The organism is uncultured Campylobacter sp. (genome assembly GCF_947255105.1).
GTDB lineage: Bacteria > Campylobacterota > Campylobacteria > Campylobacterales > Campylobacteraceae > Campylobacter_B.
The window spans coordinates 62,307-75,514 of the sequence record NZ_CAMYFP010000003.1 but is presented as its reverse complement, the minus strand read 5'-3'; the positions used below and the strand labels follow the sequence as shown (position 1 = coordinate 75,514).

The window sequence follows — 13,208 nt, the reverse complement described above, 5'->3', positions numbered from 1 at the left end:
TGACTAGTTTTTGGAGCTATCTTTTTTTTGGTTTTAGGTAGTTCTCTTCTAGCAAAATCCTAATCATTTCATTAAATATCGGTAGTGCGGTTTGTGATGAGTAGTAACTGCCTTGTTTTGGGTTATTTACAAAGACGCCTATTGTAAATTTATTGGTATCGTCATTGGCAAAACCAAAAAAAGAGCTGTTATAGTTGCTAATATATCCACCTTTGCTTGCAATTCTTGCAGTCCCAGTCTTACCACCAATTTCTAACTCATCATTCTTAGCGGCCCTTGCTGTGCCTTCTTGCACTGTTTCTATAAGGATATTTTTCACAATATCTGCTTGAGCTTTTGCTAAAATTTCCTTTTCTTTGGGCTGATCTATGATGTAATAATCCCCATCTCTCCTTAGATAGCTAACAATTCTTGGTGCTATCATAATGCCATCGTTGTTAAAGATATTGTAGGCGTTTAGCAGCTGTATAAAGGTAGTTTGAAGTCCATATCCATAGCTTACAGTTGCCTTATAAACCTCATTGTCTAGCTGATCTATCGTAGGAATTACTCCTACTTGCTCAAATGGCAAGTCAATACCTGTTTTTTCAGAGAGCCCAAATTCAAGCATTCCTCTATGAAGTAGTGCTGCATCAAGTTTAGAAGAGAGCATAATCATACCTATGTTTGATGACTTGGAGATGATTTGAGATGGCGTTAGATAGGGCTCTTTATAGGTATCTCTTATCACTCTTTTTCTTAGTTTATAAACTCCATTGTAGGTCTTTATCTTTTCATTTAAATCAATTTTGCCCTCTTTTAAAAGTATCGAAAAGATAAGTGGTTTTATAACCGAACCTGGCTCATAAGCATACTCGCTAGAGGTGGAGTTTAGAAGTCTAATCTCATTTTTTTTGATATTGTTTGGGTTGTATCTAAGCGATGAGGCTAGGGATAAAACTCTTGCAGTTTTGGAGTCAAGTATCGCTACAACTATCTCATCAGCATCGTAGAGTTTAGCAGCTTTGCTAATCATTTTTTCTATTTTTATTTGAAGACTTAAAGGTATATTTAAGATGACATCATAGCCATCAACTCGCTTTGATTTTTGGCTATTTTTTTGAAATATAATGTTGTTTGCAAGATCTCTTGGACCTTTTAAAACCCCATTACTAGATGCTTCTAAATAGTCTTGATAATATCTTTCTATCCCTTTTTGTCCCTTTACTTTGGTAAGTCCCATAACCTCTATTTTGTTCATGTAGCCAATTATTGGTGTTAAAGAATCATTTGTTATAAAGCTCCTTTTCTCGCCACTTTCAACTATACTCATACCTATTGGGACATTTGTCCGCTCGCCAACTTTAAAGGAGATGAAGACCTTTTTTTGGTTGAGCTTTCTTGCTAAATCTTTTAAGTGAGTTGCTGTTTTTGGATCTATTCTGTTTGAAAGCACAACTGTTCCATTTGAGCTAAGGATAGCCTTTTTTATCGCTTTTTTGTTGCTATTTGTGTAGATGGAGTATAAATTTACAAAGAGATCAAGCTTGTTTTTGTCTATGCTTCTACTATCTATAATCGCTTTGTAAAGTTTACTTGAAGAGCTTATGGTATAGCCATCTTTTGAGATGATACTTCCTCTAAGTGCGGTATTGTTCTCGACTGAATATTCTCGTGGTAAAACTTTACTCTCATCTACTACTATGTAGTAAGTGGCCATGATAAAAAGTATCAGTAAAAGAGGCAATAAGAGATATTTTATCCAAAATATTGTGCTAAAAAACTCCCTCTTCATCAAACCTCTTTTATTTGAAATTTATCCCTACAAATGGCAATGTAGGGATTTGACACTTTTAAAGTTCTTTTGAATACTCTTTTTTAAAGAAAGAGATAAAGGCAACCAAAGAGAGCACCACAGCACTTACCCAAATGGCGGTAGGTATTGGAATGGTATCTCCAGCTGCATAGCTATGAAGTCCTGTTAGGTAGAAATTTACGCCAAAATAGGTCATCAAAACACTTGCGTAGGCAAACATTGAAGCTACAGCAAACCAGTATTGACTATTTAGACGCGGAACAAATCTAAAATGGACAATTGCTGCATAAATTAAAATAGTTATAAGTGACCAAGTCTCTTTGCTATCCCAGCCCCAATATCGCCCCCAGCTCTCATTTGCCCAGACACCGCCCAAAAAGTTGCCAGTAGTAAGTAGGCAGATACCAAGTATCATTGACATCTCATTTATCCTTGTGGCTTCTAAGATGTTTCTTGAAATCTCCTTGTTGATTTTTTGGTTGTCTATGATGAAAAGCACCAAAACAAACATTCCAAGAAGTGCTGAAAGTCCCAAAAATCCATAACTTGCAGTTATTACTGAAACGTGTATGGTAAGCCAGTAAGAGTCAAGCACCGGCTGAATATTTGTGATTTGAGGATCCATCATACTCAAGTGAGCAACAAACAAAGTTACACCTGCAAGTATCGATGTAAGAGCTAGTGAGATAGGTGACCTTCTTGAAAAAATCATACCGCTAAGTCCTAAAGCCCACGCTATATAGACCATCGACTCATAGGCATTTGACCAAGGTGCGTGTTGAGCTATATACCATCTTAAGCCAAGTCCTATTGTATGAAGTCCAAAGGCTATGGCATTTACCGCATAGACGCTTTTAAAGAGTAAATTTATCTCTACTTTTGGAGAGAGTAGTCTTATAAAGACAAATATCAAAAGTGCAAAACCAGCCAAAAGATAGATAATTGTAAGATTGTCAAAAATTTGAAGTTTGTTAAATAGTATCTCAAATTTAATTCTATTTTCTGTAGGTATAACATCTGCACCAGTCTTTCTTTGATACTCTTTGAGTAGCTCTAGTCCCTTATCTGCCTTGCTCCAATCACCACTTTTTTGTGCATCAATAACACTTACAAAGTAGTTTTCCAAGATTTTGCTAACCATCTCAACTTCGCCCTTAGGAAACATTCTCATAGCATTTACAGGTGAGTACCAAGTGTGATTTGGATCGTCTATCTTTGGAACTATTCTAAAAATTTCATTGAAAAATAGCATATAGAAGATGTTAAATCTCTCATCAACTTTCAAAAGCTCTTTATCAAAGGTTCCTCTTGTGTTGAGTGGCTTTCTACTTGTCTCTTCAACTAGTTTTTTAAGTTTATAGTAGTTGTGTCCATTTTTATCTTTACCATAAAAGTCTGCAAATTGGGCGTGAGTGCTGTTGCTTGGAAGACCAAGTAGCTCTCTTAGCTCTTTGTTGCTTACCTTTACAAATGGTGCATCTCTCCAATATTCTGGATTGACCATGATAGAGAGCATTACTTGATTTGGGTTTAGCCCATGATAGTTTTCACCTTTGTAAATTTTATGAAATAGCTCCATAGAGACAGTATCAAAAGGTTTTAGTCTGCCATCAAAGCCTTGAACTACCAAAGAGGCTAGCTTTTTGGCATGCTCCTCATCTACTACGGGTCTGTTTTCTCCTGCATTTAGAGTTGATATAGCGATAAACAAAGAGAGAAGCAGTTTTATTGTGTTGTTAGCTATTTTTTTCATTGTTCTTCCTTGCTTTTTTATCTCTTGCGCTACTCTCATCTACCATTCTTGAAAGTTGCACAAATCTTGAGTTTTTGTTGAAGAAATTTAAGAGCATTCCACCACAAAGTAGGGTATAGCCTATATATGTAGGAAACTTACCAGGATCTCTATTGACCGTTAAAATAGTGCCTTTTTCATCCATATCATATGAACTTTGGAAAAAGCGATATCCCGCATAGTCAAGCACATGATTCATATAAATTTTATACTCAAATTCTCTGTTTTTATGCTCATCTTTTACAACAACATCGCTGCTATATCCAGAAGGTGAGTTGGAGCCTGGATATCTATCTAGATTAAATTTATCAAGATGTAGGGTAAAAGGTAGTTTTCTCTCTTTTGGTGCCCAAGCAAGCATAAAGTCTTTGCCACCGACATTATAGACCTTTGGTAGATCTCCAAAAAAGATAAAGACCTCTTTTTTATCATCGTTATAGCTCAAATCCGCTATTAAAACGTTGTTTCCCATGGATTTCTCAGGTAGTTTAACAATCCCTTTTTTAGCGCTTTTTAAAAGTGTTGTAGCAGAGAAGTTAATCCCTTCGATTTCATAGATATAGTGCTCATTAAATGGCATTGCGACATCTTTTTGAAGATCGCTTTTTTGCAAAGTTGCCGTATCGGTATATGCTACCTTTTCATTTGTCTTTATGTAAAATTTGCCACCATCTAAAAAGATTTTTATATATTTTTCCTGTTTTGGCTCTTCGTTAAATGCAAGACTTAAGTCGCCTATATTGATATTTTGTTTATCAATCATAGTCACACTTCTTTTGTTTTTATCATCATAAAACAAAAGAACAGCCACAGGATGTCCAACTTCGCTTGCAACCCAGCCAAAAGCGCCATTTATAATAAAGTCTTTATAGGATAAAATAGCCTTTTTACCATCAATTTTTAGTTTCATATCAAAGCTATTTTTCTTGCTATCTGATGATAGGTAGCCGTTATGATCATCTCTTATAAGCTTATCGCCATCTTTGGAGGCAAATTGTATATAGACCTCTCTGCTAGATACTAAGTTGTTTTGGCTCCCCTCTCTTATGTGAAGAGTCCCCTCATATCCAAAATATCTAGTGATGATTGAGCCTATAAGTATGAAAAGGAAGCTTACATGAAAGATAAAAGATGGAACATTTTTTGAGTTGTAGAACTTATATTTGAAAATGCCTACAACCAGGCAGATTCCAAGAAGAACTTGAATGGCCCCAAACCACAGTGAACCATAGATAAAAGCCCATGCCGCATCGGTAGAGTAGGCACTTTCTACTATAGTTGCAGTTGCGCTTGCTATTGCAAATAGTATAAGTAGTATTATGGTTGTTTTCATTCCAAAAAGTGAGTAGATGAACTGCTTCATTGTCACTCTTTAATTGACTTTAACAGGCATAAAGAGATATTCAAAAATCTTCCATTGCCCATCAATCTTGTGCAGTACAACATTTTTATCAAATGTATGATTTTGTTTTTTGTAGTTTGTAGTCATCTTTACAACAGCAACATCATCGCTACTTAAATTTTCAAGCAACTCATAGTCTATTCTTACTACATTGTCGTTGCCCTTATAGTCATAGTCTATAAAAATAAGGTCTTTTCCCATATCTCTATATGTTCTAAAATAATCCACATTATTTCTTTTTGTGATGAGTTTTTGTGCCTTGTCAAGCTCTCCCTTTTCACAAAGCAAGATAAAGTTTTGCAAAACACTAACTGGATCGTCTTTTTTACTACTACAGGCAGTTAAAAAGAGTGCAGAAAAGATAAGAGCTACACATAACATTCTTGATCTTTTTTTCATTGATACTTTCCTTTATTAGATAATTTGAAGCTAAATTTATATATTTTCTATAAATAGTATATAAACGGCTAGATTTTTGACGAAATATCTTAGCAATTAAATCACAATATAATCTTAATAGTGTCTTAAATTTGGTTAAAAAATGGCTAAATTTAACGAGCAATAGTTGCTTAAAAGAGATTGAAAAAGTTTTTATCAATATTCAAATTTAATATAATTAATAAAGGTTAAATAAAGGAAAAATGATATAATATGCTTTCGATATTTATTAACAGAAAGTTAATATAAAGTATCTGATTGTGAATATTTAATTAATGGTGCCTATTAAATTAGGTTGGTAAGTGTAGGTTTTGAGTTGATATTTACTTAAAGGAGGTTTATCATGAAGACCTTAAATATAGCTAAACGATCCTGTATGTTAGCTATAGCGGCCTGTTTTAGCTTAACTAGTTTAAATGCAGATAATAATGCAAAAAAAGATTTAAGCGTAATGCAGGCTTATGACAATAAGCTAAACGGTGCAGGTTTTCCTGAGCCTGACGGCTTTAAGCCAAGAACGCTAGAGGATTATGTCCATGGTGCAGATGATTTTATGTCACTGCTTTTTAAAGTCCACCCTATGTTTAAATACGAAGAGGCTGGCAGACTTGTTGGTAAATATAAGATAAGTGATAGAATGGAGGAATTTGTTGAGTTCAACAGAGGTCCAGTTCTTTCTAAGAAATTTAACCAAAATATGACTGCTGTAACCTATCGTCTAGGAATGGAGTCTGTGCTTGATTTTCCTAACAAATTTGTAGGACCAAAAAAATGCGGTGAGTGTCACCCAGCTCAATATCAACAGTGGGAGCGCTCAAGACACGCAAAAACTGTAAGATTTCCTAACCAAATGATAGAAGTTGGTAACGATCTTAAAAAACCAGTTTATGACACAGCTCCTTCATCAATACTTCCTTTAGGAATTCAGGCTGGCGATGTCTATGCAATTATCGGTACTCCAAGAACAAAATATGGCTTTTTGGATAGATGGCTAGTTCGTGGTACATATCACGTTCAAGATGGAAATTTAAGCGATTTAAGTGGTAAGATGGTTGCTGGTGGTAACCAGTTTTCAAGAGTTTGGTCTGAAAACTTTACTCCTGAAATGACTAAAAAAATAGCTGAGTTTAGTCCAGGATTCCCTACAAAAATGGAAGACTTTGGTCATAGTAGATCAGCAGTTTGGGGAACTAACTCATATGGTTCAAAATATGCTGAGTCAACCATGTTCCAACCTGCAACTTCATACTGCGAAGTTTGCCACAGTTTTAAATTTGACTTTAAGAGCAAAGAGGAATTCTATGCAGCAATTGGCGATCCTGTAAAACTTCAAGAGCATACTATTGCTCAAGGTATTAGCTGTGAAGAGTGTCACGGTGCTGGTGCGCACTTATATGGCGCAAGAGGCGCTGGAATGCCAAGTAACTGCGAGAGATGTCACCAAAGATTTTCATGGTATGAAGATGAAGCTGATGCAAACCCTAAAAAACCATTTAACGCCTTCTTTAAGTCAAGCTGTCCAGCATGCGGAACAGAGGGTGCACAAATGTATAATACAGAGCACTATGACAAAGGTATGAGATGTAGCACCTGTCACGATCCACACGAAGTTACAGCAAATGATTGGATGAGCGGCTATACCTTGACAGGTCTTAAAAAGACATGTCAAGATTGCCACGAAACACAAGCTGACTTCTTTAAGCAAGGTGGAGTTCATGCAAAAGACAACTGTACAGGTTGCCATATGCCAAATATGATGAGTTGTGAGAACTTTGCAGCTGTTCAAAATCCTGATAAAGCAGGCTTTGATAACGTTAGAGCAAGCCACATTTGGAGAATTAAAGTAGATAGAACTGCTAAGAGTATCAACCCACCTGAGGGACAACCACGTGACCCTATGAAGACAAAAGGCTGGAGACTTACAAGAGATGATGCAGGAAGATTCTATGTTGATTTGATGTGGAGCTGCGGAAGAACAAGCTTCTCAGATGTTAACTTAGTAGGACCTGGTGCTAGTGGATGCCATAGCCCTGTTCAATCGACATTGCCAAATGATTTGAAATTTACAAATCAAGAGATGATTTATGACAAAGTTATGGAGTGGCAACTACCTGTAAAAGATGGTTTTGCAAACATCGAGCTTGGACTTAGAAAGATCGACCGTGCTGTTGCAACCAATCCAAAAGTAGCAACTGCAGATATGGCAAAAGCAATACTCTATGCAAAACAGGCTGAAGATATTAAAAATAAGTTGGCAAAAGACGGCTCATGGGGAGTTCACGGACCACAATACTCTCAAAAGCTTGTAACTGAAGCGCTAACTTATATAAAAGCTGCACAAGAGATCTTGGGCGTTGATAAAAAGAAGTAATAGTCAAAAGCTTTTTGTGCGGGACTTTAATGTCTCGCACTTAAGGTCTAAATAAAAGGATATGAGATGAAAATTATTAGAAATTGGCTATTGACTATTTTTTGCATCTTTTTTGTCACTCTAACGCCACAATTAAGCGCTTCTGGAGATGGAGATATAGCGATTATTGAAGGTGTTGTGCCTATTAGCATATCTGATGCAAAAAAGTTGATGACGCAAGATAATGTATATATATTTGATGCCAATGAGGAAAAAATAAGAGAAGAGCTCGGATATATTCACGGTGCTGTTCATATAAATTTAGAGGGTTGGCAAAATTTACTACCAAAAAATAAGGATGCGACGCTAATTTTTTATTGCCAAAATCGAACCTGTTTTACAAGTAGTGAAGCAGCGCTAGAAGCTATGAAACTTGGCTATAAAAACTCCTATGTTATGCTTGAGGGGATTGAAAATTGGATTATAAAAGGAAATCCGGTTGTAAAACCTAGCAAAGATATCCTAATCAAAAATTCAAAAAACGCAACCTCAAAAGCTTCTTGGCTTGAGTCAAGTGATGTTGATGATTATGCAGATAAAGTCCATAGTCATATGATTTTTGGTAAAATTCCTGCTTGTAGAGATTGCCACGGTGTGGATACTGGACTTGATAGAAATCAAATTCGCGCACAAATGGCTATTAGCAAAGACAATGTCAATAACAACTGTGCCTCATGTCACAGCGATATTGCAAAAGAGTTTAAGGGTAGTGTGCATGACTTTAAAACAACTTTAAATGACCGCTCGCCATCATGTTCTGATTGTCACGCTATACATACTGGCGCTAGCACTGCTTTCATCAACGTTAGAAAACAAAGTGATGAGAGATGTGGTTCATGCCATAAAGAGGAACAAGCTCACTATCACGAAACTTTCCATGGTAAAGTGGTAAGACTTGACGATCCAAATGCCATAACAACAGCTGCTGCATGTTCTGACTGCCACGGTGCACACAATGTATTTAAGATAGACGATAAGAGATCTACTCTCTTTTTAGGTAATAATAATCGTATTGATACTTGTGCAAAATGTCATGATAATGTCAATGAGAACTTTGCTGAATTTATAGCTCACGCAGATCATACAAACAAAGATAAATTTCCTGTTTTGTTTTGGACCTATGTCTTTATGACAGGATTAATTATCGCTGTGTTTGGCTTCTTTGGCTTCCATACTTTCTTATGGTCTGTTAAACTTATCTCTACTAGATTAAAACATCCAAAAGAGTGGAAAGAGGCAAAAGAGAAGGCTGCAAGCGACCCAGTTGCTATTAGAAGATTTAGCGCATTCCATATGTGGCAACACTTCTTTATGGCTGCAAGTTTCTTGGGACTTAGCTTCTCAGGACTACCGCAAAAATTTAGCACAGCTTCATGGGCTCAAAGTATGATTGATATGATGGGCGGACCTATAATGGCTACAAAAATCCACCATATTTCAGCTATTGTTATGATAGTTGTATTTTTAAGCCATATTCTAGAGGTGCTTATCAATGCGTGGTGCAAACGTGATGCAATTCGCAATCCACAAACAGGCAAGATGGAGCTAAGTAGATTTTGGAGTAAGTTCTTTGGACCAGATTCGCTCTTCCCTAGATGGCAAGACTTTAAAGATATGAAAAATCACTTCTTATGGTTCTTTGGCAAAGGTGAGAGACCTCAGTTTGATAGATGGACCTATTGGGAGAAATTTGACTATCTAGCAGTATTTTGGGGTATGTTTATCATCGGACTTTCAGGTCTTATGCTTTGGTTCCCAACTTGGTTTACACAATATCTACCAGGCTGGTCGCTAAACCTTGCAACACTATTGCACTCAGACGAGGCGTTACTTGCGACAGGATTTATCTTTGCGATACACTTCTTTAATACTCACTTTAGAGCAGATCGTTTCCCTATGGATATGGTTATATTCTCAGGAACATTTACAAAAGAAGAGATTAAACACGAGAGAAAACCTTGGTATGATAGACTTGTTGAGAGTGGAAAGATAGAGAGTCTTGAGGTAAAAGATAGCAACTTCAAGTCTTGGAGTTGGCTAGCTAAATTGGCTGGCTTTGCAATGCTTATCACTGGTATGATATTCTTGTTTATGATTATCTATGCCTTTGCTGAGGTGTTGTTCTTCTAATAAATTATCCCCCGAAAGGGGGATATAAATTTACCCACAAATTTAAAACTACAAATTATAAAAAAGATAAATTAAAAGCTTAAATTTCATCTTAAAACTATAAAAACATATAAATCAAAAGTTTAAATTTCAGTTTAAGTAGCAAAAACTTTTAAATTAGAAGCTTAAATTTGAATCAAAACTATAAAAACAAATGCTTAAATTTCAATTCAAAATAGTATAAAACTATATTTAAGAGTTAAATCTCTATCTAAATTTGACAACTTTATCAAAATATTTGTTGTTATAAAAAACTTGTTTAGATTTGAAAAAGCTGTCTAAATTTAGTTACCAAATATCTAAATTTAGCTATAAATTAAATTGATTTTTCTATAGAGCACCTTAATGGAAAGTGTGCTATCTTTGCTCTTTTTTCTATCTCTTCTTGTTTCAAAAGGGCAACTTTTTTGCTAAAAATACCACAGTTGCAACTTCCAATATTGTGAATGGTAAGCATAAGGCAGATGGCATCTTCTAGGCTCTTTCCAAAAAGCTCTATCAGTAGCTCAACTACAAATTCCATAGGTGTAACATCATCGTTATAGAGCGTGATGTAGTATTGTTCTTTTTTATTTTGCACTTTTTATCCTATCAAGGTCACTTTGAAGTAGCGAAACTGGAAGTTTTCCGACATAAAACTCTCTTTTGTTGCTTGATGGCATCTCATTGTTGCTAACTTGTTGAACAATGCCATTTTTATAAATTACTTTAAATGGTATAGTTAGCGCACTTTGATAGCTGATATCTCTTAAAACTTGCTCAATAATTCTATCATTTGGATTGGTTTTGGAGTTGGCGATAAAGTAGTAAGCATTGTAGTTTTTACTGAAATTATCAACCACCTCTTTGTCTGTTATATCTTCGAATGTTATAAGCCCTATTATCATAAAGTCATCTGAGTTTTTTAGCTGAAAGCTCATAAGATGTGCCGCTTCATCTCTGCACGGTTGGCAATATGTTGCAAAAAAATCAAACATAATTATCTTTTTGCTGCCATCCATTTTAAAGCCATTTTCTGTTCTTACTACTGTTATCTCGTTGCCAATTACACTTTTTAGCTTGATTTTTTCACCAACTGCAAATGGCTTAAATTCGTTGCTATTTTCGCTTATTTCATCGTTTTTACAACCTACCAAAACCATTGCTGTAAACAAAAAAGTCAATAAAATAGTTAAATTTCTTTTCATATTTTCCCTTTTAGATTGTTACTAAGTGCTGTTTTTGCCTCTCTTTGGAGATCTTTTCTTTTGATATCTTCCCTTTTATCATAGAGTTTTTTTCCTCTTGCAAGGGCGATATTTGCTTTTATGATGTTTTTGTCATTTAGGTAGATTGAGAGTGGCACGATGGTAAGTCCATCTTTTGCCACTCTTTGGCTAAGTCTATCTATCTGTTTTTTGTGCATCAAAAGCTTTCTAGCACCCCTTTCATCGGGTCTATAAAAGGTGTGAGTATTTTGCAAAAAACTAATATGAGCATTTAGCAAAAAAACTTCGCCTCTTATAACTCTTATAAAGCTATCTTTCAAATTTACCTTTGAAGCCCTTATAGCCTTTACTTCGCTACCTTTTAGCACAATACCAGCTTCAAAACTCTCAATTATTTCGTAGTCGTAAAATGCCTTTTTATTTCTTGCTATTGTCTTCATCTATCACCTTATAATAAGAGCTTCCGCTACCACTTAAAAACTCATTGTCATGTAAATTTATACTATAAATTTTAACAAATGGTGCTAAAAGATCATTTAATTGTCTATTTTTATAATTTTTAAGCAGCTCTTTTGTAGTAAGAGTTGAAAACTTTTTGGCTAAATTTGGGTCAATATCTTTAAAAAAAGAGTTTCTAAACTCGCCATAAACTGCTGCTGTGTTGCTACAAATTGGCAAACAAAAGAGCTTTAAATTTGGAATATCATCAACGAATGGCTCTATTATCTCGCCTTTCCCATAGACATTTGCCGCTCTTTGTTCGCTGATAAAAAAGGCAATATCGCAACCAAGTGGAAGTGAAAGCTCTATAAGCTCTTTTTTAGACATTTTTAAACCTAAAGTTTTATTACAAAGCTTAAGGAATGTTGCGCAGTTGCTACTCCCTCCGCCAAGTCCACCGCCTATTGGGATCTGTTTGTTAAGCTCAACAGTGTGACTTTTAAAAAATGGCTCAACACAGCTAAACTCTTTGGCCAAAATATCATAAGCTTTTTTTATGAGATTTTCGCCAGGAATTGCCTTGTTGGTGGCAATAGTGAAGTTTTTTGACTGCTTTTCTTTAAATGTGATGGTGTCAAAAAGCTCTTCAAAGAGTATAAATCTTGAGGCAATTTCGTGATAGTTGCCAAGCTTGCCGATGACCTTTAAAAAAATATTTATCTTTGCAAAACTTTTCAAATTTCAAACCTATTTAAAAGATAATTAACTGCGCCATCCCTAAACTCAAAAATAGTTATAAGATCGCCATTTTTTACTAGATACTCTCCATCATCTTTGATTTGGAAGTTTTTTACTTCTAATTTTTTTCCAAGAAGGATATCGTTTTTATCAAGATTGTAGAAGTTTTCTCTCAAATTTAGATAGTTTAGCGGGTTTAGTGCCTTTTCGTTTTGAAATTTAAACTCTCCTTCGCTAAGTCTGCAAAGTGCACTTAAAATTGCATTTTGACCAATCATCTGCCCAAAAAGTTGCGCATAAGATCTCACATAAGCACCTTGGCTAACTGAGAGCTCGATAGTTAAAAAAGGATGCATATATGAGATGAGTTTCACATCATAAATGCTCATCTCAATGCTTTTTAACTCAAACTCTTCTTTTGCTCTAGCTAACGTGTAGGCTCTTTTCCCGGCAACTTTTTTGGCGCTAAATTTAGGCGGAGTGTAGCAGATATCGCCTTTTAGCTTCTCAAGGCAAGAGTTTATAAAATCTAGCTTTAAAATGGGCGAGAGTTCTATCTTTTCTACTTTTTCTATATCCAAAGTAGGACTACTTGCCCCAATCCAAATGGTCGCTCTATATCTTTTTGGCTCTTTATTTAGAAATCTAAAGAGCTTTGTATAGCTACCAAAAGCCACTATCAAAGCACCAGTTGCAAATGGATCTAATGTGCCAGAAAAGCCAGCTTTTTTAACACCGTATTTTTTCTTAAGACGCCCTAGATAGAAGTTTGAGCTAACTCCCCGCGGCTTATTTGCTACAAAAAGTCTTTGCAA

General features: G+C 35.5%; 11 protein-coding genes. 2 read left to right on the top strand and 9 right to left on the bottom strand.

The annotated features are described in order from the left end of the window. Positions 1–16: 16 nt before the first annotated feature. The 4 genes from Q0X52_RS02770 to Q0X52_RS02755 are packed head-to-tail and all read right to left on the bottom strand — an operon-like array spanning position 17 to position 5,388. Entirely contained in the window at positions 17–1,774 is a 1,758-nt protein-coding gene (locus Q0X52_RS02770) for a penicillin-binding protein 2 (protein ID WP_297574578.1), read from the bottom strand. A 58-nt stretch (positions 1,775–1,832) separates the two neighbouring features. Beyond that, positions 1,833–3,548, bottom strand: coding sequence for a cytochrome c biogenesis protein (locus tag Q0X52_RS02765; protein ID WP_297574575.1), 1,716 nt, complete (start codon positions 3,546–3,548; stop codon positions 1,833–1,835). Beyond that, positions 3,532–4,950, bottom strand: coding sequence for a cytochrome c biogenesis protein ResB (locus Q0X52_RS02760; protein ID WP_297574572.1), 1,419 nt, complete (start codon positions 4,948–4,950; stop codon positions 3,532–3,534). Before Q0X52_RS02760 ends, Q0X52_RS02765 begins: the two co-directional genes overlap by 17 nt. 9 nt (positions 4,951–4,959) lie before the next feature. Then, entirely contained in the window at positions 4,960–5,388 is a 429-nt protein-coding gene (locus Q0X52_RS02755) for a DUF4878 domain-containing protein (RefSeq protein WP_297574569.1), read from the bottom strand. Between the two features lie 490 nt (positions 5,389–5,878). On the opposite strand from Q0X52_RS02755, the gene Q0X52_RS02750 reads away from it, so the two are divergent. Continuing rightward, complete coding sequence (locus Q0X52_RS02750; protein WP_297574784.1) at positions 5,879–7,798, top strand: cytochrome c3 family protein; 1,920 nt, start codon at positions 5,879–5,881, stop codon at positions 7,796–7,798. A gap of 66 nt (positions 7,799–7,864) precedes the next feature. Next, positions 7,865–9,967 (top strand): rhodanese-like domain-containing protein, encoded by a 2,103-nt coding sequence (locus Q0X52_RS02745; protein WP_297574567.1) that lies wholly within the window; start codon positions 7,865–7,867, stop codon positions 9,965–9,967. A 355-nt stretch (positions 9,968–10,322) separates the two neighbouring features. Here Q0X52_RS02745 and Q0X52_RS02740 read toward each other — a convergent pair whose 3' ends face one another. The 5 genes from Q0X52_RS02740 to truB are packed head-to-tail and all read right to left on the bottom strand — an operon-like array spanning position 10,323 to position 13,208. Then, positions 10,323–10,586, bottom strand: coding sequence for an ATP-dependent Clp protease adaptor ClpS (locus tag Q0X52_RS02740; protein ID WP_297574566.1), 264 nt, complete (start codon positions 10,584–10,586; stop codon positions 10,323–10,325). Then, entirely contained in the window at positions 10,576–11,193 is a 618-nt protein-coding gene (locus Q0X52_RS02735) for a TlpA family protein disulfide reductase (RefSeq protein ID WP_297574565.1), read from the bottom strand. The genes Q0X52_RS02740 and Q0X52_RS02735 overlap by 11 nt, the downstream gene beginning before the upstream one ends. Then, the gene (gene smpB, locus Q0X52_RS02730) at positions 11,190–11,654 is read right to left on the bottom strand and encodes an SsrA-binding protein (RefSeq protein ID WP_297574563.1); all 465 of its coding nucleotides are present in this window, start codon (positions 11,652–11,654) and stop codon (positions 11,190–11,192) included. The genes Q0X52_RS02735 and smpB overlap by 4 nt, the downstream gene beginning before the upstream one ends. Next, positions 11,632–12,393 carry a 4-(cytidine 5'-diphospho)-2-C-methyl-D-erythritol kinase gene (locus Q0X52_RS02725; protein WP_297574561.1) on the bottom strand — a complete coding sequence of 254 codons (762 nt, stop codon included), beginning with the start codon at positions 12,391–12,393 and terminating at the stop codon, positions 11,632–11,634. Before Q0X52_RS02725 ends, smpB begins: the two co-directional genes overlap by 23 nt. Beyond that, positions 12,390–13,208, bottom strand: a complete 819-nt coding sequence (gene truB / locus Q0X52_RS02720; RefSeq protein ID WP_297574560.1) for a tRNA pseudouridine(55) synthase TruB — start codon at positions 13,206–13,208, stop codon at positions 12,390–12,392. The genes Q0X52_RS02725 and truB overlap by 4 nt, the downstream gene beginning before the upstream one ends.

What these genes read in the sequence shown, in the direction of transcription:
- Q0X52_RS02745 (WP_297574567.1), top strand. Translation starts at nt 7,865, where the DNA reads ATGAAAATTATTAGAAATTGGCTATTGACTATTTTTTGCATCTTTTTT.
- smpB (WP_297574563.1), bottom strand. Translation starts at nt 11,654, where the DNA reads ATGAAGACAATAGCAAGAAATAAAAAGGCATTTTACGACTACGAAATA.
- Q0X52_RS02770 (WP_297574578.1), bottom strand. Translation starts at nt 1,774, where the DNA reads ATGAAGAGGGAGTTTTTTAGCACAATATTTTGGATAAAATATCTCTTA.
- Q0X52_RS02750 (WP_297574784.1), top strand. Translation starts at nt 5,879, where the DNA reads ATGCAGGCTTATGACAATAAGCTAAACGGTGCAGGTTTTCCTGAGCCT.
- Q0X52_RS02760 (WP_297574572.1), bottom strand. Translation starts at nt 4,950, where the DNA reads ATGAAGCAGTTCATCTACTCACTTTTTGGAATGAAAACAACCATAATA.
- Q0X52_RS02735 (WP_297574565.1), bottom strand. Translation starts at nt 11,193, where the DNA reads ATGAAAAGAAATTTAACTATTTTATTGACTTTTTTGTTTACAGCAATG.
- Q0X52_RS02765 (WP_297574575.1), bottom strand. Translation starts at nt 3,548, where the DNA reads ATGAAAAAAATAGCTAACAACACAATAAAACTGCTTCTCTCTTTGTTT.
- Q0X52_RS02755 (WP_297574569.1), bottom strand. Translation starts at nt 5,388, where the DNA reads ATGAAAAAAAGATCAAGAATGTTATGTGTAGCTCTTATCTTTTCTGCA.